Annotated in this window: 22 protein-coding genes and 2 tRNA genes; 19 read left to right on the forward strand and 5 right to left on the reverse strand. The window is 62.6% G+C overall.

The features are described 5' to 3' along the window. Positions 1-24 precede the first annotated feature (24 nt). Complete coding sequence (locus MQW23_RS12180; protein ID WP_252108368.1) at positions 25-924, forward strand: DMT family transporter; 900 nt, start codon at positions 25-27, stop codon at positions 922-924. On the opposite strand, the gene MQW23_RS12185 is transcribed toward MQW23_RS12180, so the two are convergent. From MQW23_RS12185 to MQW23_RS12195, 3 genes are read right to left on the reverse strand one after another with little or no spacing between them, the layout of a single operon-like run. Then, positions 902-1,651: an ABC transporter ATP-binding protein gene (locus MQW23_RS12185; protein WP_252108370.1), complete on the reverse strand. Its 750-nt coding sequence runs from the start codon at positions 1,649-1,651 to the stop codon at positions 902-904. The two genes, MQW23_RS12180 and MQW23_RS12185, sit on opposite strands and share 23 nt — an antisense overlap. Before the next feature lie 7 nt (positions 1,652-1,658). Continuing rightward, the gene (locus MQW23_RS12190) at positions 1,659-2,726 is read right to left on the reverse strand and encodes a FecCD family ABC transporter permease (RefSeq protein ID WP_442908600.1); all 1,068 of its coding nucleotides are present in this window, start codon (positions 2,724-2,726) and stop codon (positions 1,659-1,661) included. Continuing rightward, on the reverse strand, positions 2,719-3,792 hold the full coding sequence (locus tag MQW23_RS12195) for an ABC transporter substrate-binding protein (RefSeq protein ID WP_442908599.1): 1,074 nt from the start codon (positions 3,790-3,792) through the stop codon (positions 2,719-2,721). Before MQW23_RS12195 ends, MQW23_RS12190 begins: the two co-directional genes overlap by 8 nt. Before the next feature lie 339 nt (positions 3,793-4,131). Between MQW23_RS12195 and MQW23_RS12200 the strand changes: the two genes are divergently transcribed. Both MQW23_RS12200 and dapB read left to right on the forward strand, forming a co-directional pair. Further along, positions 4,132-4,416, forward strand: coding sequence for a DUF2218 domain-containing protein (locus MQW23_RS12200; RefSeq protein ID WP_252108373.1), 285 nt, complete (start codon positions 4,132-4,134; stop codon positions 4,414-4,416). A gap of 79 nt (positions 4,417-4,495) precedes the next feature. Further along, positions 4,496-5,308 carry a 4-hydroxy-tetrahydrodipicolinate reductase gene (gene dapB / locus MQW23_RS12205; RefSeq protein WP_252108374.1) on the forward strand — a complete coding sequence of 271 codons (813 nt, stop codon included), beginning with the start codon at positions 4,496-4,498 and terminating at the stop codon, positions 5,306-5,308. Between the two features lie 127 nt (positions 5,309-5,435). Here the strand turns inward: dapB and MQW23_RS12210 are convergent, their stop codons facing one another. Beyond that, positions 5,436-5,603 carry a hypothetical protein gene (locus MQW23_RS12210; RefSeq protein ID WP_252108375.1) on the reverse strand — a complete coding sequence of 56 codons (168 nt, stop codon included), beginning with the start codon at positions 5,601-5,603 and terminating at the stop codon, positions 5,436-5,438. Positions 5,604-5,631: 28 nt separating this feature from the next. On the opposite strand from MQW23_RS12210, the gene carA reads away from it, so the two are divergent. The 3 genes from carA (at position 5,632) to greA (ending at position 10,542) form a co-directional block, all read left to right on the forward strand. Beyond that, positions 5,632-6,777: a glutamine-hydrolyzing carbamoyl-phosphate synthase small subunit gene (carA, locus tag MQW23_RS12215; RefSeq protein ID WP_252108509.1), complete on the forward strand. Its 1,146-nt coding sequence runs from the start codon at positions 5,632-5,634 to the stop codon at positions 6,775-6,777. A 61-nt stretch (positions 6,778-6,838) separates the two neighbouring features. Next, positions 6,839-10,069, forward strand: coding sequence for a carbamoyl-phosphate synthase large subunit (gene carB / locus MQW23_RS12220; protein ID WP_252108376.1), 3,231 nt, complete (start codon positions 6,839-6,841; stop codon positions 10,067-10,069). Next, the gene (gene greA, locus MQW23_RS12225) at positions 10,066-10,542 is read left to right on the forward strand and encodes a transcription elongation factor GreA (protein WP_252108378.1); all 477 of its coding nucleotides are present in this window, start codon (positions 10,066-10,068) and stop codon (positions 10,540-10,542) included. The genes carB and greA overlap by 4 nt, the downstream gene beginning before the upstream one ends. A 126-nt stretch (positions 10,543-10,668) precedes the next feature. Here the strand turns inward: greA and MQW23_RS12230 are convergent, their stop codons facing one another. Further along, on the reverse strand, positions 10,669-10,995 hold the full coding sequence (locus MQW23_RS12230) for a YhbY family RNA-binding protein (protein WP_252108380.1): 327 nt from the start codon (positions 10,993-10,995) through the stop codon (positions 10,669-10,671). A gap of 122 nt (positions 10,996-11,117) precedes the next feature. Here MQW23_RS12230 and rlmE point away from each other — a divergent pair, with 122 nt between their 5' ends. The 13 genes from rlmE to truB all read left to right on the forward strand — a co-directional run bounded on the left by rlmE (position 11,118) and on the right by truB (position 24,129). After that, positions 11,118-11,765: a 23S rRNA (uridine(2552)-2'-O)-methyltransferase RlmE gene (gene rlmE / locus MQW23_RS12235; protein WP_252108382.1), complete on the forward strand. Its 648-nt coding sequence runs from the start codon at positions 11,118-11,120 to the stop codon at positions 11,763-11,765. A gap of 194 nt (positions 11,766-11,959) precedes the next feature. After that, positions 11,960-13,957, forward strand: a complete 1,998-nt coding sequence (gene ftsH, locus MQW23_RS12240) for an ATP-dependent zinc metalloprotease FtsH (protein WP_252108383.1) — start codon at positions 11,960-11,962, stop codon at positions 13,955-13,957. Positions 13,958-14,057: 100 nt separating this feature from the next. After that, on the forward strand, positions 14,058-14,963 hold the full coding sequence (folP, locus tag MQW23_RS12245) for a dihydropteroate synthase (protein WP_252108384.1): 906 nt from the start codon (positions 14,058-14,060) through the stop codon (positions 14,961-14,963). Next, positions 14,960-16,309, forward strand: coding sequence for a phosphoglucosamine mutase (glmM, locus tag MQW23_RS12250; RefSeq protein WP_252108385.1), 1,350 nt, complete (start codon positions 14,960-14,962; stop codon positions 16,307-16,309). The genes folP and glmM overlap by 4 nt, the downstream gene beginning before the upstream one ends. 101 nt (positions 16,310-16,410) lie before the next feature. Next, complete coding sequence (tpiA, locus tag MQW23_RS12255) at positions 16,411-17,160, forward strand: triose-phosphate isomerase (RefSeq protein ID WP_252108386.1); 750 nt, start codon at positions 16,411-16,413, stop codon at positions 17,158-17,160. A gap of 4 nt (positions 17,161-17,164) precedes the next feature. Beyond that, positions 17,165-17,524: a preprotein translocase subunit SecG gene (gene secG / locus MQW23_RS12260; protein ID WP_252108387.1), complete on the forward strand. Its 360-nt coding sequence runs from the start codon at positions 17,165-17,167 to the stop codon at positions 17,522-17,524. Between the two features lie 34 nt (positions 17,525-17,558). Then, positions 17,559-17,645, forward strand: a tRNA-Leu gene (locus tag MQW23_RS12265). Between the two features lie 133 nt (positions 17,646-17,778). Beyond that, positions 17,779-17,855, forward strand: a tRNA-Met gene (locus MQW23_RS12270). 311 nt (positions 17,856-18,166) lie between these two features. Then, on the forward strand, positions 18,167-18,628 hold the full coding sequence (gene rimP / locus MQW23_RS12275; RefSeq protein WP_252108389.1) for a ribosome maturation factor RimP: 462 nt from the start codon (positions 18,167-18,169) through the stop codon (positions 18,626-18,628). Between the two features lie 76 nt (positions 18,629-18,704). Then, positions 18,705-20,219, forward strand: coding sequence for a transcription termination factor NusA (nusA, locus tag MQW23_RS12280; RefSeq protein ID WP_252108391.1), 1,515 nt, complete (start codon positions 18,705-18,707; stop codon positions 20,217-20,219). A 26-nt stretch (positions 20,220-20,245) separates the two neighbouring features. After that, complete coding sequence (infB, locus tag MQW23_RS12285; protein WP_252108393.1) at positions 20,246-22,783, forward strand: translation initiation factor IF-2; 2,538 nt, start codon at positions 20,246-20,248, stop codon at positions 22,781-22,783. Between the two features lie 18 nt (positions 22,784-22,801). Continuing rightward, positions 22,802-23,209, forward strand: coding sequence for a 30S ribosome-binding factor RbfA (rbfA, locus tag MQW23_RS12290; protein WP_252108395.1), 408 nt, complete (start codon positions 22,802-22,804; stop codon positions 23,207-23,209). Continuing rightward, the gene (gene truB / locus MQW23_RS12295; protein WP_252108397.1) at positions 23,209-24,129 is read left to right on the forward strand and encodes a tRNA pseudouridine(55) synthase TruB; all 921 of its coding nucleotides are present in this window, start codon (positions 23,209-23,211) and stop codon (positions 24,127-24,129) included. The genes rbfA and truB overlap by 1 nt, the downstream gene beginning before the upstream one ends. The last annotated feature ends 114 nt before the right edge of the window (positions 24,130-24,243 follow it).

Genomic DNA, 24,243 nt, shown 5'->3' on the forward strand with positions numbered 1-24,243 from the left:
TCTTTTGTTTAGAGAATTTTAGCCATGACCGGATTACAGGACCGTCCCTCCCTGGGCATTTTCTTGCGCGTGCTTTCCGGGGTGATGTTCACCGGCATGTTCGTGTGTATCAAGGCGGTGAGCGACACGGTGCCGGTGGGTCAATCCATCTTCTTTCGCTCGCTGTTCGCCCTGATCCCGATCGTGATCTTTTTGGCGATTCGCCGGGAGTTTCCTCAAGGGCTTGCGACTCGGCGGCCGCTCGGGCATCTGCTGCGCTCGGGGCTCGGGGCGGCGGCGATGTTCTTTTCGTTCTCGGCGGTGGCGTTTTTGCCGGTGGCGGAGGCCACGCTGTTGGTTCAGCTATCGCCGATTTTCATGGCGGTGGGGGGCGTGCTGCTGCTGGGCGAGAAGTTTTCGCTCTACCGCATGGGGGCGATCGCGCTGGCGCTGGCGGGAATGGCGGTGCTGGTCGTGCCGGAGCTAAGCGCGGGTAGCGGCGACGGGCGGCTTTTGGGCTACGCACTCGGCACCGCCGGGGCGCTTTTGACGGCAGGCGCCTTGCTCACCATTCGCCATATCTCGCGCACCGAAACCGCCGGCGCCATCGCGTTTTACTTCATCGTGGTGTCGTCGCTTGCTGGGCTTGCCACGTGGCCGTTGGGGTGGGCCGAGCTGACCGATACCGAGTTCGCTTTGCTGGTGCTCTCGGGGCTATTCGGCGGGGTGGGGCATATCGCCATGACGCTGGCGTTTCGCTATGCCGAGGTGTCGAAGCTCGCCCCCTTCGAGTACGTGGCGCTGGTCTGGCCGATCGCCGCGGACTGGGTGCTGTTCGGCATTCCCATCTCCGGCGGCTTCCTCCTGGCGCTGCCGCTGATGCTAGCCGGTGTAGCGCTGGCCTCGCTCGAAGGCCGGCGCTTCAAACGGCCTCTTCGACGATGAGCTGGGGGCGGCCCTTCGAGCAGGGCTCGATGCGCGCCGCCACCCGGTAGACCTGGCGCAGAAGCGCGGGGGTAATCACTTCCTCGGTGGGACCGCAGGCGATCAGGCGCCCATAGTCCAGCACCATGGCGGCGTCGGTGAAGCGCAGCGCGTGGCCCAGGTCGTGAAGCGCGACCAGAATCAGCATGCCGCGCTCGTCGGCCAGCCGTCGCAGCACGGTGAGCAGGTTGATCTGGCGGTTCAAGTCCAGCGCCGAGGTGGGCTCGTCGAGCATCAAAATTTCCGGCTCCTGCACCAGTGCCTGGGCGGCACTCACCAGTTGGCGCTGGCCGCCGCTCAAATCCCCAATATCGCGCTCGCCGAGCGAGGCGATGCCAAGCTCCGCAAGCGCCCGGTCCACCTGCTCGAGATCTTCTGGCTGTACCTTCAGGCTTCGCCCCTGCATGCGCGCCAGCAATACCGATTCATACACGCTCAACACTGCCTTCGCGCCGGTGTCCTGGGGCATGTAGGCCACCGGGCGCTCGGCGGTTGTCTCGTCGATGCTGACCGTGCCGTTGCCGTCCACCAGCCCCAGAATGCGGCGAAAAAGCGTCGATTTGCCCGCCGCGTTGGGGCCTAGCAGTGCGACGACCTGGCCGCCCTGAAAGCGGGGTGTGGTGATGTCTTCGACGATGGTGCGCCGCCCGTAGCGGGCGGATACGCCGTCAAGCTTGAGAGTTACCATGAGCGAATCACCATGACGCCTTCTTGTGGTTGAGCACCAGAAACAGGAAAAACGGGATGCCGACCAGGGATGTGATGATGCCGATCGGTATGATCGTGCCGGGAATCACCAGCTTCGAGATCACCGAGCCCACCGAGAGGATCAGCGCGCCGCACAGCGCCGAGCCTGGCAGGAAAAAGCGCTGATCCTCGCCCACCAACATGCGCGCGATGTGCGGCCCGACCAGCCCGATGAAGCCGATGGTGCCGACGAACGCCACCGCCACCGCAGAAAGCAGTGACACCAGCACCAGCACTTCCAAACGCAGCGAGCGCGGCTTGACGCCCATGCTTTCGGCCTTGGCGTCGCCCAGGCGCATGGCCGTCAGCGCCCAGCCGTGGCGCGCCAGAAGCGGCAGAATGGCGGCCAGTATGCCAAGCGCGATCCAGAACTTGGGCCAGGTCGCCTTGGTCAGGCTGCCCATGGTCCAGAACACCACCGCGGCCACGGCTTCCTGGCTTGCAAAGAACTGAATCAGCGCCATGAGTGAGTTGAAGATGAATACCATGGCGATGCCCAGCAGCACGATGGTTTCCACGGTGACGCCGCGCTTGAGGCTCAGCGCGTGGATTAAAAACGCCGTGAACATCGCCATGACGAAGGCATTGATCGGCACCACGAACTCGATGGCGGCGGGCACGATGGCCACGCCAAAGGCCAGACCTAGTGCGGCGCCGAAGCTCGCGCCGGCGGAAATGCCCAGGGTAAAGGGGCTTGCCAACGGGTTGCTCAGAATGGTCTGCATCTGCGCACCGGCCACTGACAGGCTCGCGCCCACCACCAGCGCCATCAGCGCTACCGGCATGCGAATCTCCCAGAGAATCACCCGCGCCTGATCGCTGACGTTTGATGGTGTCAGCAGCGCGGCGATGACCTCCGTGAGGCTGTAGCGCGCCGGCCCGAGCGCTAGATCGACGCACAGGCTGAAAAACAGCGCGACCACCAGCGCTGCGAGAATCAGCTGGCGGCGCACGACCTGGCTTTTATAGTGGCTGCGCCCCTGAGTCGTCGGCGTGGCCACGGCGCTGTCACTCATCATTCAGGGAAATCCAGTAGCCGGGTTCATAGTCGATCGGCAGAAAGCGCTCGTGGAGCTCTTCCATGGTTGCTTCCGGGTCAAGATCCTCGAACAGCGCCGGATGCAGCCACTTGGCCAGCTGCTGGATCGCGACGAAGTAGTAGGGGCTGTTGTAGAACTGGTGCCAGATGGCGTGCACGTTGCCATCGGCTACTGCCTGCACGCCGGTCATCGCGGTGCGCTCGGTCAGCGCTTCGAGCTTGTCGCGCGCCGCGTCCATGTCAGCGCCAGGGCCCATGCCGACCCAGGCGCCGCCGGGCACGTAGGCGTCCCAGTTACCGCCGGTCACCACGACGTGTTCCGGGCTTGCGGCGATGATCTGCTCCGGGTTGAGCGTGCCGAAGCTGCCAGGGATGATGCCGTCGGCGATGTTGCTGCCGCCGGCGAGTTCGACGTACTCGCCGAAGTTACCGGGGCCGAAGCTCATGCAGCACTCGTCGGAGTAGCCGCCGGCGCGGTCGATGAACACGCTCGGCCGCGCCGGGGTGGCCTCATCGATGACGTCCGTCACCCGGGCGAGCTGCTCCTCGGCGAAGTCGATGAACGCCTCGGCGGCGGCGTCGTCACCCATGATCTGACCGATCAGGCGCATCGAGGGGATGGTGTGGGCCACCGGATCTTCGCGAAAGTCGACGTAGACGATCGGGATGTCGAGCTCGGCGAGCTTGTCGTCGTAGCCGGCGTCTTCGGTGGCGGCCTTCGCCTCGAGATTCATGAAGATCACGTCCGGCGAGAGTGAGGCGGCCTGCTCGACGTCAAAGGTGCCGTCCTTGAAGCCGCCGAAGGTGGGGATGTCGGCCATCTCGGGAAAGCGCTCGGCGTAGCGGGCGTAGTTGTCCGGATCCGCTTGGGAGAAGTCCTCTCGCCAGCCCACTACGTGGGTGAACGGCGCCTCGGGCTCGAGCAGGCCAAGGAGGTAGATTTGACGCCCTTCGCCCAGAATGACGCGCTCGGCGGGGCCATCCAGGGTCACGTTGCGCCCGGCGATGTCCACGACGTCGATGGGGTCGGCCAGCGCCGGCATTGCCCCAAGCGCTGTGGCTAGCGTCAGCGACGTTAATAGGCCGGGCTTTAAAACCGTGGGCTTTGAAAAAGTGACGTTCATGGACGGTTTCCGCAGACAGAGTAAGGATGAAAGAGTGACCCAAACAGTCGTTCGACGTTCCGAATGACCCGGTAAACTGGGTATGATTCGCATTTACATGACGGCATTATCGAGAAATCCGCCGAGGCTGTACAGAGTCTGGCGCTAAACTGTTCTAAATGGCGCAACGATTCGTTGCACGGCCGTCGGCCGGCCCCGCGTGTATCGACGGCGGTGAAAGTAAGATAATGTGAATGTTTCTTGTTCAAGGAGAGCTACATGCCGATTTCCCGCGCCGAAATTGCCACCGAGTCCGGTGGACGCCTGATCAACCGCCTCTGCAAACACTGGTCGCACAAGCTCGAGGTCGAATACACCGAAAGCGATGCCAAAATCGTTTTTCCGGAGAAGGGCACCTGCCTGATGCACGCCGACGCCGACAAGCTCTCGGTGTCCATCGAGACCCTCGACGAGGCCTCGCTCGACCAGCTCGAAGGCGTGGTCGAGAACCACCTCGTGCGCATGGCGAAAGACGAGACGCTGGAAGTCGTCTGGGAGAACTGAGCCCGGCGCCGAGCGTTTTTGATATACTCCCGCCATTTCACTCAACCCCGGGCCGCACGCGCGCCCTCAAGGAGATCACATGACGCGAGTCGCCATCGTAGGCGTGGCCGGGCGCATGGGCCGCACGCTGGTCAGCGCCGTAAATGAAGATGCGGGCGCAACGCTTGCCGGCGGTATCCTCGAGCCGGGAAGCTCGCTGGTCGGCGCCGATATCGGCGAGCTGGCCGGTACCGGCAAGTGCGGCGTGGCCGCCGTCGACTCGCTCGATGCGATCAAGGACGATTTCGACGTGCTGATCGACTTCACCGCCCCGCAGGTGACGCTTTCGAATCTTGCGTTCTGCGCCGAGCACGGCAAGGCGATCGTGATCGGCACCACAGGCATGAACGATGACGAGCTCGAAGCACTCGATGGCTATCGCGACCGCGTGGCGATGGTCTTCGCTCCCAACATGAGCGTGGGCGTGAACCTGACGCTGAAGCTTTTGGAAACCGCCGCCCGGGCGCTGGGTGACGAGGGCTACGACATCGAGGTGATCGAGGCGCACCACCGCCACAAGGTCGATGCGCCTTCCGGCACTGCCATCAGGATGGGCGAGGTAATCGCGAAAAGCCTCGACCGCACGCTCAAGGAACACGGCGTGTTCGAGCGCGTCGGCCAGTGCGGGCCGCGCACCGACACCGAGATCGGCTTTGCCACCGTGCGCGCCGGCGACATCGTTGGTGAGCACACGGTGATGTTCGCCACCGAAGGCGAGCGCATCGAGATCACGCACAAGGCCTCGAGCCGCATGACCTTCGCAAAGGGCGCGGTACGCGCCGCGCGCTGGGTGGCGGGCCAACAGGCCGGGCGCTTCGATATGCAGGACGTGCTGGGGCTGGCTGACGTTTAAGCCAACGCGGCGGCCAAAGGGGCTAGCCCGAACGGCGAAAATGCTGTAACATTCCAAAAATTTTGGCCGGGCGATAGACATGTGAGTAGGAACTAAACGGCGAAGCGCTGCGCTTGTTGCACTGGCCTCACTCGAAAGCCGTTCGTATCACATGGCCCTGCCACGCAAGAACAACAAGCGGGATGAAACCGATTTTTAATTTGTCGGCTTCGTCCCGCTTTTTTACGACCCGACGTTTGCCCGCAAACGCCGACACCGGATCGCCGAGCCTGCGCCCACAGGCTCCCACCAGCATGGGAGAACGAGCCTTGAATAACCCCGCATTGAGCAAACCCGCGATATTGGCCCTGGAAGATGGCAGCGTGTTCCACGGCATTGCCATCGGCGCTGACGGCGTCACGAGCGGGGAGGTGGTGTTCAATACGGCCATGACCGGCTACCAGGAAATTCTCACCGACCCCTCCTACACCCGCCAGATCGTCACGCTCACCTACCCGCATATCGGCAACACCGGTATCAACGCGGAAGACGTGGAGTCCGCCTCCATCGCCGCGGCGGGGCTGGTGATTCGCGATCTGCCCCTGATGGCGAGCAGCTTCCGCAGCCAGCAGAGTCTGTCCGATTACCTTGAAAGCCAGAACGTGCTGGGAATCGCCGATATCGACACACGAAGGCTTACACGCATTCTGCGCGACAAGGGCGCGCAGAACGGTGCGATTCTAGCGGGGGTTGATGCCGAAGGCGATGACGCCGTCGAGCGAGCGCTGGCGGCCGCGAAGGCGTTTCCGGGGCTCAAGGGCATGGACTTGGCAAAGGAAGTCTCCTGCAAGGAGGCCTATGAGTGGAGCGAAGGCGAGTGGACCCTGGGCGCGGGCTACGCCGATACCACGACCGGTGAGCGCCCCTATCACGTGGTGGCGTTTGATTACGGAGTGAAGTTCAACATCCTGCGCATGCTGGCCGCCCGCGGCTGCCGCCTGACGGTGGTACCGGCGCAAACGCCGGCCAGCGAGGTGCTGGCGATGAACCCGGACGGCGTGTTCCTGGCCAACGGCCCCGGCGACCCGGAGCCCTGCGACTACGCCATCAAGGCGATTCAGGACGTGCTCGAGACCGACACCCCGGTGTTCGGCATCTGCCTGGGCCATCAGCTGCTGGCGCTGGCAAGCGGTGCAAAAACGGTGAAGATGAGCCACGGCCACCACGGCGCCAACCACCCGGTACAGGATCTGGACACCGGCACGGTCATGATTACCAGCCAAAACCACGGCTTCGCCGCGGACGAGGCGACGCTGCCTGCGAACCTGCGCGCCACGCACCGCTCGCTGTTTGACGGCACGCTGCAGGGCATCGAGCGCACCGACCGCCCGGCGTTCAGCTTCCAGGGTCACCCGGAAGCGAGCCCCGGCCCGAAGGACGTCTCGCCGCTGTTCGATCGCTTCATCGACCTGATGCAGGCGCGCCGCTGATCCGTCCGGCGCTTTAACCGTTTATTTCGCTGCTCATCGCCACTTTTTTGCGGGAACCGTTATGCCCAAGCGTACCGATATCAACACCATTCTCATCATTGGCGCCGGCCCGATCGTCATCGGCCAGGCCTGCGAATTTGACTACTCCGGCGCCCAGGCGTGCAAGGCGCTGCGTGAGGAAGGCTTCCGGGTCGTGCTGGTGAACTCCAACCCGGCCACCATCATGACCGACCCGGCCATGGCGGACGCCACCTATATCGAGCCGATCACCTGGCAGGCGGTGGAGAAGATCATCGAGGCGGAGAAGCCCGACGCCATCCTGCCCACCATGGGCGGTCAGACCGCGCTCAACTGCGCTTTGGATCTTGAGAAGCACGGCGTGCTCGAAAAGCACGGTGTCGAGATGATCGGCGCCAACGCCGACGCCATCAACATGGCCGAAGACCGCGACCTGTTCGACCAGGCGATGAAGCGCATCGGCCTCGAGTGTCCGAAGGCAAAAGTCGCCCACACCATGGATGAAGCCTGGGAGATTCAGGCGGAGCTCGGCTTTCCGACCATCATCCGGCCTTCCTACACCATGGGCGGCTCCGGCGGCGGCGTGGCTTACAACAAGGAAGAGTTCGAGGAGATCTGTACTCGTGGCTTCGAGCTCTCCAACAATCACGAGCTCTTGATCGATGAGTCGCTTTTGGGTTGGAAGGAGTACGAGATGGAGGTCGTTCGGGACAAGAACGACAACTGCATCATCGTCTGCGCGATCGAAAACTTCGACCCCATGGGCGTGCACACTGGCGACTCGATCACCGTGGCCCCGGCCCAGACGCTGACGGATAAAGAGTACCAGATCATGCGCGACGCGAGCCTCGCGGTGCTGCGCGAGATCGGCGTCGAAACCGGCGGCTCCAACGTCCAGTTCGGCATGGACCCGCAAACCGGGCGCCTGGTGGTCATCGAGATGAACCCGCGGGTGTCGCGCTCGTCTGCCTTGGCCTCCAAGGCCACGGGCTTTCCGATCGCCAAAATTGCTGCCAAGCTTGCCGTCGGCTACACCCTGGACGAGCTGCAAAACGACATCACCGGCGGCGCGACCCCGGCCTCCTTCGAGCCGTCCATCGACTACGTCGTCACCAAGATTCCGCGCTTCACCTTCGAGAAATTCCCCCAGGCCAACGACCGCCTGACCACCCAGATGAAGTCGGTGGGCGAGGTGATGGCGATCGGCCGCACCTTCCAGGAATCGCTGCAGAAGGCGCTGCGCGGTATGGAGACCGGTAACGACGGTCTCGACCCGATTTTCGAGCAGTTTTCCGATGAGGCGATGGCGCAGATCAAGGGCGAGCTGCAGGCCGCCGGCGCCGAGCGCATCTTCTTCGTGGCAGATGCCATGCGCGCCGGCATGAGCGTGGAAGAGGTCTTCGCGCTAACCAATATCGACCGCTGGTTCCTCGTCCAGCTCGAGGATCTGATCCTGACCGAGCAGGCGGTCGCCAAGCGCTCCCTGACTGATTTCACCGCTCAAGAGCTCTACCGCCTCAAGCGCAAGGGCTTCGGCGATGCGCGGTTGGCCAAACTGCTCGGCGTCAGCGAGAAAGCGTTCCGCCAGACCCGCCAGAGCGCCGGCATTCGCCCGGTCTACAAGCGGGTCGACACCTGCGCCGCCGAATTTGCCTCCAGCACCGCCTACATGTACTCCACCTACGAGGAGGAGTGCGAGGCGGACGTTTCCGATCGCCAGAAGATCATGGTGCTCGGTGGCGGGCCGAACCGCATCGGCCAGGGCATCGAGTTCGACTACTGCTGCGTCCATGCCGCCTTTGCCATGCGCGATGATGGCTATGAAACCATCATGGTCAACTGCAACCCGGAAACCGTCTCCACCGACTACGACACCTCGGATCGCCTCTATTTCGAGCCGGTGACCCTCGAGGACGTGCTCGAGATCGCGGACAAGGAGAAGCCGGTCGGCGTGATCGTCCAGTTCGGCGGCCAGACGCCGCTGAAGCTCGCCCGCGAGCTCGAAGCCGCCGGCGTGCCGATCATCGGCACCACGCCGGACGCCATCGACCGCGCCGAGGACCGCGAGCGCTTCCAGCAGATGATCGACAAGCTCGGCCTGAAGCAGCCGCCCAACGCCACCGCCAGAAGCTTCGACGATGCCTTCGCCAAGGCCGAAACCATCGGCTACCCGCTGGTCGTGCGCCCGAGCTACGTGCTCGGCGGCCGCGCCATGGAGATCGTCTACGACGCCTCCGAGCTCGAAAACTACATGACCAATGCGGTGAAGGTCTCCAACGACTCGCCGGTGCTGCTGGATCACTTTTTGAGCGCGGCGGTCGAGGTCGATATCGACGCGGTCTCCGACGGCCAAGTGGTGGTGATCGGCGGCATCATGCAGCACGTCGAGCAGGCCGGCGTTCACTCCGGCGACTCCGCCTGCGCGCTGCCGCCGTACTCGCTGCCGGCGGATGTGCAGGACGAGATGCGCGATCAGGTCAAGCGCATGGCGGTCGAGCTCGGCGTGAAGGGGCTGATGAACGTCCAGCTCGCCTGGCAGGACGGCGAGATCTACGTCATCGAGGTCAACCCGCGCGCCTCGCGCACCGTGCCGTTCGTCTCCAAGTGCATCGGCACCTCGCTCGCCCAGGTGGCGGCGCGCTGCATGGCGGGCACCACGCTCGCCGAGCAGGGCTTCGAGCGCGAGATCGTGCCGCATTTTTATAGCGTGAAAGAGGCGGTGTTCCCGTTCAACAAGTTCCAGGGGGTCGACCCGATCCTCTCGCCGGAGATGAAATCCACCGGCGAGGTGATGGGCTCCGGTGATACCTTCGCCGAGGCGTTCTTCAAGGCGCAGCTCGGCGCCGGCGAGGCCATTCCGGCCCTCGACGGCCCGCGCAAGGCGTTCTTGTCGGTGCGCGAGCCGGACAAGGCGGGGATTATCGAAGTCGGTCGTTCTCTGCTAACATTGGGCTTCACGCTATGTGCCACCCGCGGTACGGCAGCGGCTTTGGAAGCTGCCGGCCTCGAGGTGGAGCACGTCAACAAGGTATATGAAGGCCGCCCCCATATCGTCGATTCGCTCAAGAACGACGAGATCGCCTATATCGTGAATACCACCGAAGGTCGTCAAGCGATTAACGACTCTTCGATCATTCGCCGTACTGCTCTCGCGCGCAAGGTGCCCTATGCGACCACTTTGGCGGGCGCCAATGCCGTTTGCATGGCGCTGGAGTATGGCCGGGAGATTACGGTGCGGCGCCTTCAGGATCTGCATGCAGGAGCAAGTCAATGAACAAGGTCCCGATGACCGTCGCGGGCGAGAAAAGCCTTCGCGAAGAGCTCAATCACCTGAAGGGCGAGGCGCGCCCCACGGTGATTGCGGCCATCGCCGAGGCGCGTGAGCACGGCGATCTCAAGGAGAACGCCGAGTATCACGCCGCCCGCGAGCAACAGGGCTTCATCGAAGGGCGCATTCAGGAGATCGAAAGCAAGCTCTCCGGCGCCCAGGTGATCGACGTGACCAAACTGCCCAAAACCGGCAAGGTGATCTTCGGGGTGACCGTGTCGCTTTTGAATCTCGATAGCGACGCCGAGGTGACCTACCGGATCGTCGGCGAGGACGAAGCCGACATCAAATCCGGACGCATCTCGGTCACCTCACCGATCGCCCGCGCGCTGATCGGCAAGGAAGAGGGCGACGTGGTGGTGGTGAAGACGCCGGGCGGCGACGTCGAGTACGAAATCGAAAGCGTCGAGCACATTTAGCTCGCCTTTGGGTCGGCGCCCGCGGCGCCGGCCCACGAAAAAGCCCGAAGAGCGTGACTCTTCGGGCTTTTTTGATGCCGCCCGGTTTGTCGGGGCGACGCTTTACGGCGTGGCGCCAGACAGGCGTTAGTGGCGGCCGTGGTGGTTTTCGAAGCGGCTTACGTTGGAGAGCTTCGGGTTAGCCTTCGGGTTGCGGCGATAGAAAAGCGCCATTTTGCCGATGGTTTGAATGAGTTCGGCGCCGCCTTCGTTGGCGAGCTCCTGAATCATCGCGGCGCGGTCGTCCCGCTCGGGCAGGGCCAGCTTAACCTTGATCAGCTCGTGGTCTCTGAGCGCGCGGTCGAATTCAGCGAGCAGCGTCTCGGAGATGCCGTTTTCAGAGACCGTCACGACAGGGTTCAGGTGATGGCCAATGCTGCGAAATGCTTTCTTTTGTGCCTGTGACAAGCTCATGGTATCTTGCGGTATCCCGGTTTGCGCTTAACGCTCCATCTTACGGTGAAACGCCGTCGAGTGAAAGCGCCCCACCCGGCACTTTCGCACATTCACTCCTCACGCCCAGATATAGACGCCCCATGCAGCAAAAGCCCCCAGGTCAAAAACGCGCCGCCAGCAAGACCAGCGCCAGCTGGATGAAGGAGCACTTCGACGACCAGTACGTCAAGCAGAGCTGGCAGGACGGCTACCGCTCCCGGGCAAGCTACAAGCTTTTGGAGCTCGACGAGAAAGACAAGCTCTTTCGCCCCAACATGACGGTGATCGACCTGGGCGCCGCCCCCGGGGGCTGGAGCCAGGTCGCTGCCGAGAAGGTCGGCATTGAGGGCGTAGTGATCGCCTCCGACATTCTCGAGATGGACGCGTTGGCCGGCGTGGACTTCGTTCAGGGCGATTTCACCGAACAGAGCGTACTGAACGCGATTCTTAAAAAGCTCGGTGATCGCCCCGTCGACCTTGTGATGTCGGACATGGCCCCCAATATGAGCGGTATGGCTGCCATCGATCAGCCCCAGGCGATGTACCTGGTCGAGCTCGCCCTGGAGCTTGCGCGAGAAACCCTGCCAAAAGGCGGCACGTTTTTGGCCAAGGTGTTCCAGGGCGAGGGCTTCGATGCCTACCTCAAGGAGCTCAAGGGGTCATTCGACCGCGTGGTGACGCGCAAGCCCGGCGCGTCGCGCGCCCGCTCACGGGAAGTCTACTTCCTGGCCCAGGGCTTTCGCGGCTAACGCTCGTAATACGAAAAACTTATCGAGGCGATTGCCGAGCCGGCAGGCGCAAAGCGTGTCACACTGCTCAAAAGCGGGATGGCACGGATGTCCCAAAGTCGGAACGTGCTTTGGCAATGGTTGAACGTAGTACTCTAGTGTAAGGTCTGAGTATCGACGGTTAACTGACGGATTCTTGTAATGAGGGTAGCCCCTTGAACGATATGGCGAAGAACCTGATTCTGTGGTTGGTCATTGCGGCCGTGCTGCTGACAGTGTTCAACAATTTCAGTACGGAAAGCGCACCTCAATCCACCAACTACTCCCAGTTCGTGCAGCAGGTGCAAAATCAACAGGTCCGCAGCGTGACCATCGACGGCTACACCATTCAGGGTGAGCGTACTGATGGCTCGCAGTTCCAGACCATCCGGCCGGCGGCGGAAGACCCGAAGCTGATGGATGACCTGTTGAGCAACAACGTCACCGTGGTGGGCAAGGAGCCGGAGCAGCAGAGCATCTGGATGCGCTTGCTGATCGCCAGTTTCCCGATCCTTTTGATCCTCGCCATCTTCATGTTCTTCATGCGTCAGATGCAGGGCGGTGCCGGCGGCGGTAAAGGCGGGCCGATGAGTTTTGGCAAATCCAAGGCCAAGCTTCTCTCCCAGGATCAGATCAAGACCACCTTTGCCGACGTCGCTGGCTGCGACGAAGCCAAGGAAGAGGTCGAAGAGCTCGTCGACTTCCTGCGCGACCCGACCAAGTTCCAGCGTCTGGGCGGCACCATTCCGCGCGGCGTACTGATGGTGGGCCCGCCGGGTACCGGTAAGACGCTGCTGGCCAAATCTATCGCCGGTGAAGCGAAGGTGCCATTCTTCTCGATTTCCGGCTCCGACTTCGTCGAAATGTTCGTCGGCGTGGGCGCCTCGCGTGTGCGCGACATGTTCGAGCAGGCCAAAAAGCAGGCGCCCTGCATCATCTTCATCGACGAGATCGACGCCGTAGGTCGTTCGCGCGGCGCCGGTATGGGCGGCGGTAACGACGAGCGCGAGCAGACGCTCAACCAACTGCTGGTCGAAATGGACGGCTTCGAGGCCAACGAAGGCATCATCGTGATCGCCGCAACCAACCGTCCAGACGTTCTCGACCCGGCGCTGCTGCGTCCGGGCCGTTTCGACCGCCAAGTGACCGTCGGCCTTCCGGATATTCGGGGCCGCGAGCACATTCTCGGCGTTCACCTGCGTAAGGTGCCGCTGGCCGACGACGTCAAGCCGGTGATCATTGCCCGCGGTACCCCCGGTTTTTCCGGTGCGGATCTGGCCAACCTGGTCAACGAAGCGGCGCTCTTTGCCGCGCGGCGCAACAAGCGCCTGGTTGGCATGGACGAGCTGGAGCTTGCCAAGGACAAGATCATGATGGGCGCCGAGCGCAAATCCATGGTCATGACCGACAAGGAGAAGCTCAACACCGCCTATCATGAATCCGGCCACGCAATCATTGGCTTGGTGATGCCGGAGCACGACCCGGTGTACAAGGTGACGATCATTCCTCGCGGCCGCGCTCTCGGTGTGACCATGTTCCTGCCGGAAGAGGATCGCTACAGCCTCTCGCGCCAGCAGATTCTAAGCCAGATCTGCTCGTTGTTCGGCGGCCGTATCGCCGAGGAGATGACGCTCGGCGCCAACGGCGTCACCACCGGCGCCTCGAACGACATCAAGCGAGCCACCGAGCTGGCTCACAATATGGTCGCCAAGTGGGGTCTCTCTGACGAGATGGGGCCGATCATGTACGACGAGGACGAGTCCCACCAGTTCCTCGGCGGCCCGGGTCAGGGCGGCGGTAAGCTGAAGTCCGGCGAGACCACCACGCGCTTGGACAAGGAAGTGCGCAAGATCATCGACGACTGCTACGAGCAGGCGCGCCAGATCCTGCACGACAACCGCGACAAGCTCGACGCCATGACCGAAGCGCTGATGAAGTATGAAACCATCGATGCCGCTCAGCTCAAGGACATCATGGAAGGTAAGGACCCGCGCCCGCCGGAAGGCTGGGATGACGGCGACTCCTCTGGTGGCGGCACCCCGGTGGGTGGCGACAAGGCGCAGCCCAAAGCCGATGAGTCGGACGCCCACGAATCAAGCGACGACAGCGAAGAAGACGACGACGAGCCGCGCCGTCGCCCGTCCGACCCGCTGGGCGGCCCGGCCGGCCCCTAACCGAAACAGCTGGTTCATCATCAAGGCGCCCCGCGGGGCGCCTTTTTTTTGCTATGCTGGGCGCCCTCGAGCCGCAACGTTTTTATCTACAGGCTGTGCCATGAAACCAACTACCCCAGAGCCCTTGCTCGAAGCGGCGTCGTCACTGCAGTGCGGTCGCCACCGGCTGGATCTCTCCTTCCCCCGCGTCATGGGTATTCTCAACGTCACGCCCGACTCCTTTTCCGATGGCGGCCGCCACGTAGCGCTGGACGATGCGCTGCGCCGCGCCGAGCAGATGCTCGCCGAAGGTGCGGCCATGATCGACGTGGGCGGCGAGTCGACCCGGCCCGGGGCCGAGGCGGTGCCCGAGCAGGAGGAGCTCGACCGGGTCGCGCCGGTGGTCGAGGCACTGGTGCGCGAGCTCGACGCGCTGGTCTCCGTCGATACCAGCAGCGCCTTGGTGATGCGTGAGACCGCCGCGCGCGGGGCGAGTATGATCAACGATGTGCGCGCGCTGGAGCGCGAAGGCGCGCTTGCCGCCGCGGCGGCAAGCGGGCTGCCGGTTTGCCTGATGCACCGCCAGGGCGAGCCCCAGGCGATGCAGCACGCCCCGCACTACGAGGTGCCCGTCGAACAGGCTGTCGCCGAGTTTTTGAGCAAGCGGATAGCCGCCTGTGAGGCCGCCGGGCTGCCCCGTGACCGGCTGCTGCTCGACCCGGGCTTTGGTTTTGGCAAAAGCGTCGAGCACAATCTGCGCCTTTTGAACCGCATGGAGGCGCTCGAAGCGCTTAGGCTTCCGCTATTGGTCGGCATGTCGCGCAAGAGCATGATCGGCAAGGTGCTCGGCCGTCCGGTCGAGGAGCGATTGTTCGGCGGGGTGGCGCTGTCGGCGATGGCGGTCGAAAGAGGCGCCAAAATACTACGAGTGCATGATGTCGGCCCCACCGTGGATGCCGTTACCATGGCATGGGCGGTTTTACAGGAAGGCTGCGAGCCGTCGACCAACAAGGAACTACTCTCATGACACGACGTTATTTCGGTACCGATGGTATTCGTGGCACGGTGGGCGAGGCGCCCATCACCGCCGACTTTATGCTCAAGCTCGGCTGGGCGGCAGGCCAGGTATTGCGCCGCGAGAAGGGCCGTACCCGCGTGCTGATCGGCAAGGACACCCGCATCTCGGGTTACATGTTCGAATCCGCGCTGGAGGCCGGGCTCTCCGCCGCCGGCGTCGATGTCTCGCTTCTGGGCCCCATGCCGACACCGGGTATCGCGTATCTCACCCGCACTTTTCGCGCCGACGCGGGCATCGTCATTTCCGCCTCGCACAACCCCTTCGCCGACAACGGCATCAAGTTCTTCTCTGCCGAGGGCAAGAAGCTTGCCGACGAAGTGGAAGATCGCATCGAGGCGATGCTGGACGCCCCGCTCGACACCGTTAGCGCCGGCCAGCTTGGCAAGGCCGCGCGGATCGACGACGCCGCCGGGCGCTATATCGAGTTCTGTAAGTCGACGCTGCCGGATCGCTTGAGTCTGCACGGCTTGAAGGTCGTGCTTGACTGCGCCAACGGCGCCACTTATCACATCGCCCCGAGCGTGTTTCGCGAGCTGGGCGCCGAGGTGAGCGTCATCGGCTGCTCGCCGGACGGGCTCAACATCAACCGCGACGTGGGCTCTACCCACCCGGCGGCGCTTCGCGCGGCGGTGATTCAACAGGGGGCGGATCTGGGAATCGCCTTTGACGGTGACGGCGACCGCGTGCTGCTGGTCGATGCCGATGGACGCGAAGTCGACGGCGACGACATCCTCTATCTGATCGCCCGCGACCGCTTCGACCGCGGCCTGTTGCAGGGCGGGGTAGTCGGTACGCTGATGAGCAACTTCGGCCTGGCCATGGCGCTGGAAAAGCTCGGCATTCCCTTCGAGCGCGCCAAGGTGGGCGACCGTTTCGTCATGGAGAAGATGGCGGCCAACGGCTGGGAGCTTGGCGGCGAGTCGTCTGGTCATATCGTTTGCGCCCACGCGCAAACCACCGGTGACGGGATCGTCTCGGCGCTGCAGGTGCTGGCGCTGATGATGCGCGAGCAAAAAACGCTAGTGACGCTGCTACGGGAGTTCGAGAAGGTGCCCCAGGCGCTGGTCAACGTGCGCCTGCCCGCCGGCACCGACGCCAAGGAAGTCATGAAGGCGCCGGAGCTCGACGCGGCGGTGAGCGGGCTCGAGGCGGAGCTTGGCGACCAGGGGCGGGTGCTGCTGCGTCCGTCGGGTACCGAACCGTTGATTCGCGTAATGGTCGAGGGGCGCTCGCACCTTGATGTCATGGGGCTTGCCAAAACCCTCGCCCAGCGCGTCGAGGCGCTGCTGGCCTAAACGTTGAGGCGCGTTGGCACGAAAAGCGGAGCGAGTTGACAGCGGTTGTCTTGACAGGGCCGCTCCTATACCATTTCGCTCCACCTTGAGTGAGGATAGCCATGCGTACACCACTGATCGCCGGCAACTGGAAGATGAACGGCTCCAAAGCACTGCTGGAGACGTTTGCCGACACCTTTGCCGCCGACGCGCTGCCCCGTCAGGTGAAAGCGGCGTTGATCGTGCCGTTTCCCTACCTGGATGCGGCCCAGCGCGCGCTTCAATCGACACCGCTGTTACTCGGTGCCCAGACGCTCAATACCGAGGCGTCCGGGGCGCACACCGGTGAGGTCGGCGCGCCGATGCTCAACGAGTTCGACGTCACCTACGTGCTGGTGGGACACTCGGAGCGCCGCGCGCTCTACGGCGACACCGACGAAGCGATTCTGGCGCGAGTCAACGTGGCGCTCGAGCACGGCCTGACGCCGATTCTGTGCGTGGGTGAAACTCTGGAAGAGCGCGAAGCCGAGCGCACCATGGCCGTGGTGCTGGGCCAGCTCGATGCGGTGTTCAAGGCGCTTGAGCCTGGTGCGCGCAAGCGCCTGGTGGTGGCCTACGAGCCCGTTTGGGCGATCGGCACCGGACGCACGGCGACCCCCGAGCAGGCCCAGGAGGTGATGGCCGGCATCCGCGCGCAGCTGTCTGCGCTGGAAGAGGGGCTGGGCGATACGCTCACGCTTCTTTACGGCGGCAGCATGAACGCGGCCAACGCAGCCGAGCTTCTCGCGAAGCCGGATATCGACGGCGGTTTGGTGGGCGGCGCTTCGCTCAAAACCGATGATTTTTTCGCTATTTGTCAGTCAGCAGGATAACGCCATGCAAGTTGCAATTTTAATGGTTCACGTGGTCATCGCGATCGCGCTCGTTGTACTTATCCTGCTTCAGCAGGGTAAAGGGGCCGATGCCGGCGCCTCCTTCGGCGGTGGTGCATCGCAAACCGTCTTTGGCTCGCGCGGCAGCGGCAACTTCCTGTCGCGTACCACCGGCGTTCTGGCGGCGGGTTTCTTCGTAACGTCGCTGGCGCTCGCCTACTACGCGACCCAGGCGGGGCAGTCGCCAGAGGCCGGTATTCCGGATTCGCGTTTGATCGAGCAACAACAAAGCGTACCAACGCTTGACGAAGGCTCGGAAAGTGTGGATAATGCAGCGCCAGTGCTAGAGGGAAACGGCGAGTAAGTGATTGAGCCGCTTTCATTTAGCCTCCCCTGATGCCGAAGTGGTGGAATTGGTAGACACGCTATCTTGAGGGGGTAGTGACCTTACGGTCGTGCGGGTTCAAGTCCCGCCTTCGGCACCACTGAGAAACCCTTGACGGGTTCTCAGCGCTCAACACAGCTGGCAACGGATGTGATTTGAGTGAGCAATATCTGAGACGAGAAAGGCGCTTGACGAAAGTAGTACAAGTCGCTAATATCGTCCAGCTTGATTGATGCGGGGTGGAGCAGTCTGGTAGCTCGTCGGGCTCATAACCCGAAGGTCATCGGTTCAAATCCGGTCCCCGCTACCATTTTCTACAAACGGTGTATGCGCAGCGAAATCTTTAAGATGCTGGCAACAACATCTCACCGGTTTGTCGAAATGGTTCTACAGGTTTCTTTTAAAAAGCCCCTTCCTGTGAAGGGGCTTTTTGTTAGTAGCGCTTTTGCATAGCGGCGCTGCCGACTGTTTAAGAGTAGCTTTTTGCGAGCCAAGCGTGTCTGGCGTGCCGGCAGGGCCGGGCGGTCGACGACACATTTTCAGGTAACGCCAATCAGCCACCTAGCTTTTCTCATGACTCCTGGCCAGGTGCCTGATGCAACGGCTAAAGGAGCTTCGTCTGTGGCCACGAAACATGCAGCGCTGCACGCGCTGGTCGAGCCCGTTGTTGCCGCCATGGGCTTCGAGCTATGGGGCATTGACCATCTTTCTCAGGGCAAGCACTCCAGGCTTGTGATCTATATCGAGCGTGAAAGCGGCGTCAGCGTTGAAGACTGCGCCGATATCAGCCGTCAGGTCAGCGCCGTTCTGGACGTCGAAGACCCGATTCCTGGCGAGTATCGCTTGGAAGTCTCGTCGCCGGGCATGGCACGCCCCTTGTATACTCTGGATCATTTTACGCGCTTTCAGGGCCATCAGGTCGCGCTCAAGCTGCGCACCGCGTTCAGCGGTCGGCGCAAGTTTCAGGGGCTGCTCGCGGGGGTGGAGGGCGACGAAGTGTTACTTCAGCTCGACGACGAAGAGTACTGCTTTCCCATCGAAAGTATCGATGCTGCACACATTGTCCCGCAGTTCGACGACTAGGCTCGACGATTAAAAAAACGGCGGCCCCCCGGTTTGGGCGAGGCATAAAGGACAGGTTTACTGGCGAGGCATACGCATGAGTAAAGAAATTTTAATGGTCGTGGACGCGATCTCCAACGAGAAAGGCGTCTCGCGCGACGTCATTTTTGAGGCGGTCGAAGCGGCGCTTGCCAGCGCCTCACGCAAGCGTTTCGAACACGAAGAAGCCAACGTGCGCGTGTCGATCGATCGCCGCAGCGGCGACTACGACACCTACCGTTTCTGGACGGTGGTCGAGGACGACGAGTTCGAAACTCCGGACTACGAAATCAAGCAGACCATCGCCGAGCAGCGCGACCCGCCCCTGGCGCTGGGTGACATCGTCGAAGAGAAAATCGAGAACGCCGTTTTCGGTCGTATCGCCGCGCAAACCGCCAAGCAGGTCATCGTGCAGAAAGTGCGCGAAGCCGAGCGCGCGGAAGTCGTGCGTCAGTACGCCGACCGCGAAGGCGAGCTGGTCGCCGGTATCGTCAAAAAGACCACCCGCGACGGGTTGATCATCGATCTGGGCGAGAACGCCGAGGCGTTTTTGGCGCGTAACGAAATGATCCACGGCGAACGCTACCGCATGAACGAGCGGGTGCGGGCACTGCTGGTCAAGGTCGACGCCGACGCGCGCGGTGCTCAGCTTCAGCTGTCGCGCACCAATCCGCAGTTCATCATCGAATTGTTCAAGATCGAGGTGCCGGAAATCGCCGAGCAGCTCATCGAGATCAAGGGCGCGGCGCGCGATCCAGGCTCGCGGGCCAAGATTGCGGTCAAGACCAACGATCGACGCATCGATCCGGTCGGCGCCTGTGTCGGCATGCGCGGTTCGCGCGTTCAAGCGGTCTCCTCGGAGCTGCAAAACGAGCGCGTCGATATCGTGCTGTGGGACGACAACCCGGCGCAGCTGGTCATCAACGCCATGGCGCCTGCGGATGTCGCCTCCATTCTGGTGGACGAAGATGCCCACGCCATGGATGTCGCCGTCGCCCAGGACAATCTCGCCCAGGCCATCGGGCGCAGCGGTCAGAACGTGCGTTTGGCCTCGGAGCTCACCGGCTGGCGTATCAACGTCATGACCGAGGACGAAGCCGAGTCCAAGCGCGAGCAGGAAATCGATAGCCTCGTGGACTCTTTCGTTCACCACCTGAGCGTGGACGAAGACGTTGCCCGCTTGCTGGTCGAAGAGGGGTTCACGACGCTGGAAGAAGTCGCCTACGTGCCGCTTGAAGAGATGCTCGAAATCGAGGAGTTCGATGAAGAGCTGGTCGAAGAGCTGCGCGCACGCGCCAAGGACGAGCTACTCACCATGGCGATCGCCTCGGAAGAAGCGCTCGATGGCGCGCAGCCGGCGGACGATCTGCTTGAAATGGAGGGCATGGAGCGCCATCTGGCCTTTATTCTCGCCAGCAAGGGCATCGTTACCATGGAAGATCTCGCCGAACAGTCTGTCGACGATCTGGTCGATATCGAGGAGTTAGACGAAGCGCGCGCAGCGGCACTGATCATGACTGCCCGTGCGCCCTGGTTTGAAGACGATAGCGAAGCGGCTTCGAACACACAGTAAACAGGTCACGGGCTTGGAGGGTCACAATGTCGGATATGACAGTTAAAGATTTTGCAGTAAAGGTGGGCCGCGACGTGCCCCGCTTGCTAGAGCAGATGAAAGAGGCGGGCCTCAAGCACGCCTCTGAAAGCGATGCGGTGTCCGAAGAGGACAAGCAGACGCTTTTGAGCTTTTTGAAGAAAAGCCACGGCGGCAGCGACGCCGCCGATGCGGGTAAAAATCGGATCACCCTGACGCGCAAGACGCGCAGCCGCATCAAAACCGGCGAGCGTGGCAAGACGATCGAAGTGCAGGTCAGAAAGAAGAAGACCTACGTCAAGCGCGCCGAAGAAGAGAAGCCGAAAGCCCAGGAGCCGGTTCACAGCGGCCCGCGCCAGCTGGTCGGCGACATGGCCGAAGCAGAAGCCGAGCGCAAGGTGCAGCAAGCGCGTGAAGCCGAAGCGCGCGCCGAGGCCGACAAGGCCCGTGCCGCCGAGGAAGCCGAGCGTGCCAAGCAGGCCGAGGCATCCAACAAGGCCGTTGCTCCGGACATCGATGTACCGCAGCTCGAGATAGACGAAACGCCCGCACCGGACGACATGCCCCCGGCACCGCCGAAAGAAGGCCGTACCGACCGTCGCACTGCGCCGCCGAAGAAAGCTGCGGCGAAGAAGAAAGGGCGTGACGAGGACGACGATCGCGGCGATCGCGAAGAGCGTAAGCGCGGTGGCGGGGCCAAGAAAGCCAAGCGCTCCGAACGCCGCGGCGGCCGTCGTAGCCCGGGCGGCAGCGGCAACGGTAAGCACGGCTTCCAGAAGCCGACGCAGCCGATCGTGCGCGAAGTCTCGATTCCTGAATCGATCAGCGTCGCCGAGCTTGCCGACAAGATGTCGATCAAGGCCAACGAAGTGATCAAGGCCATGTTCACCATGGGCGCGGCCGTGACCATCAACCAGACCATCGATCAGGACACCGCCGCGATCGTTGTCGAGGAGATGGGCCACAAGGTCAAGCTGGTCAAGGACGATGCGCTCGAAACCGAAATGATCGAGGGCATCTCCTACGAAGGTGAAGAGATCACTCGTTCGCCGGTCGTGACCGTCATGGGTCACGTCGACCACGGTAAGACCTCGCTGCTCGACTACATTCGTCGTGCCAAGGTAGCCACCGGCGAAGCCGGCGGTATCACCCAGCACATCGGTGCCTACCACGTGGAAGACAACCACGGCGGCGTCACCTTCCTGGATACCCCGGGCCACGCGGCGTTTACCGCCATGCGTGCTCGCGGTGCCAAGGCGACCGACGTGGTCATCCTGGTAGTCGCGGCGGACGACGGCGTCATGCCCCAGACCATCGAGGCGATCGAGCACTCCAAGGCGGCCGACGTTCCCATGGTCGTGGCGGTGAACAAGATCGACAAAGCGGGCGCGGATTTCGATCGTATTCGTAACGAGCTCTCCCAGCACGGTGTCATTTCCGAGGACTGGGGTGGCGATACGCAGTTCGTTCACGTCTCTGCTAAAACCGGTGACGGTATGGAAGAACTGCTGGAAGCCATCCAACTGGCCTCCGAAGTGCTCGAGCTCAAGGCCGTTCCGTCGGCACCCGGTAAGGGCGTGGTCGTCGAATCGCGTCTGGACAAGGGTCGCGGCCCGGTCGCTACGGTGCTGGTACAAAACGGCACGCTCAAGCGCGGCGACATCGTACTGGCCGGCCTGCACTACGGCCGTGTGCGCGCGCTGACCAACGAACTCGGCCAGCAGGTCGAGGAAGTGGGCCCCGCCATGCCCGTGGAAATCCAGGGCCTGGACGGCACGCCGGACGCCGGTGACGACTTCATGGTCGTGGCGGACGAGCGCAAGGCGCGCGAAGTCGCCAACTTCCGTCAAGGCAAGTACCGCGAAGTGCGCTTGGCGCGTCAGCAGAAAGCCAAGCTGGAGAACATGTTCAGCCAGATGGGTCAGGACGAGGTGGCCAAGGTCAACATCGTACTGAAGGCCGACGTTCAGGGCTCGCTGGAAGCGATCCGCGGGGCGCTCGAAGAGCTCTCCACCGACGAAGTGCAGGTGGCGGTCGTCTCTTCCGGCGTGGGCGGTATCACCGGCACCGACGCCAACCTGGCGCTGGCCAGTGAGGCTATCGTGGTCGGCTTCAACGTGCGTGCCGACGCCGCTGCGCGCGAAATCGTCGAGCGTGAAGGGCTGGATCTGCGCTACTACAGCGTCATCTACCAGTTGATCGACGAGGTCAAGCAGGCGATGAGCGGTATGCTCGCGCCGGAGTGGAAAGAAGAGATTGTCGGTATTGCTGAAGTCCGCGACGTGTTCCGTGCGCCGAAAATCGGTGCAATTGCCGGTTGTATGGTGGTTGAAGGCAACGTGCATCGTAATAAGAAGATCCGCGTACTGCGTGACGATGTCGTGATTTACGAGGGCGAGCTCGAATCACTGCGTCGCTTCAAGGACGATGTTCAGGAAGTTCGTAACGGCGTCGAGTGTGGTATCGGCGTCAAGAACTACAACGACGTCCAGGTCGGCGACAAGATCGAAGTCTTCGACCAGGTCAAGGTCGAGCGCACCCTGTAAGGGCCGCGAGGAGCAATCATGCGCGAATTCAAGCGTACCGACCGGGTAGCCGACCAGCTCCAGAAGGAGCTGGCGGTGCTCATCCAGCGTGAAATCAAGGACCCGCGCCTTGGCATGGTGACGGTCAGCGGCGCGACCGTCAGCCGCGATCTGGGCTACGCCGACATCTACGTCACCCTGTTGGGTGAACAGGAACCCGAGCGTATCAAGGAAAACCTGCAGGTGCTTAAGCGCGCCAGCGGTTTTCTGAGAAGCCAGATCGCCAAGCGCATCCAGCTTCGCCACGTACCGGAATTGCGCTTTCATTTCGATGAAAGCGTGGTTCGCGGTCAGCAGCTGTCGTCACTGATCGACGAGGCAGTCTCGAGTGACCGCGCTCGTCAGGACGAAGACGATACGCCGGATGCGGGCGAGGAGCCGCGTTAATGGCGCGTCGCCGCAAGGGGTTGCCGGTGAACGGCGTGATGCTGCTGGATAAGCCCAAGGGCCTTTCCAGCAACCACGCGCTGCAGCGGGTGCGCCGTCTGTTCGAGGCGCAAAAGGCGGGCCATACCGGCACGCTCGACCCTATGGCGACGGGCCTTTTACCGATTTGCCTCGGCGAGGCGACCAAGTTCTCCGCCCACCTGCTGGAAGCCGATAAGATGTATCGTACCCGGGTCGAACTCGGGGTGATCACCGACACCGGCGATGCTGAGGGCGAGGTGCTGGAGCGTCGCGCCGTGCCAACGCTTACCGAGCACGATATCGAGGCCGCGATCGCGCGCTTTCGCGGCGAGATCGACCAGGTGCCGCCGATGTACTCGGCGCTCAAGCACCAGGGCAAAAAGCTTTACGAGCTTGCCCGGGAAGGCAAGGAGATCGAGCGCAAGGCGCGGCGCGTGTGCATTCATGAGGCCCGCTTGATCGGTTTCGAGGGTGCCGCCTTCGAGCTCGAGGTGAGCGTGAGCAAGGGCACCTACATCCGGACACTGGCCGAGGATATCGGCGCAGCGCTCGGGTGCGGCGCCCACATCAGCGCATTGAGACGACTCAAGACCGGGCCGTTTGATAGCGAGGCGATGTGGACGCTCGAGGAGATCGAGGCGCTCGCCGATCAGCCCACCCGCGAGGCGACACTCATGCCCGTGGATGTGCTGGTCGATCATTTGCCGGCGCTCACGGTGGACGATACCGGTCACCAGCGCCTTTCTCATGGCCAGCCCGCGGCGATCGACGCCACGGCGCTTGGCCTCGAGAATCTGGCACGACTTTATTACGCCGACGCGTTTATCGGGCTCGGCGTTGTAAAGGGGCCGCAGGAAGTGGCCCCGAAGCGGCTGTTGAGTACGGTCGCTCGTTCGTAAATTCGTCGGAGAAACGTTGCAAGGATGCAGCGATCTGCGCGAAAATAGCCTTGAGACTGCAAATATGCGTGGTCTCACCCATTCAATGTTAAGCATATTGCTGACTGGAGAGAC

Source organism: Halomonas sp. S3-1-1 (genome assembly GCF_023757625.1).
Lineage (GTDB): Bacteria > Pseudomonadota > Gammaproteobacteria > Pseudomonadales > Halomonadaceae > Vreelandella.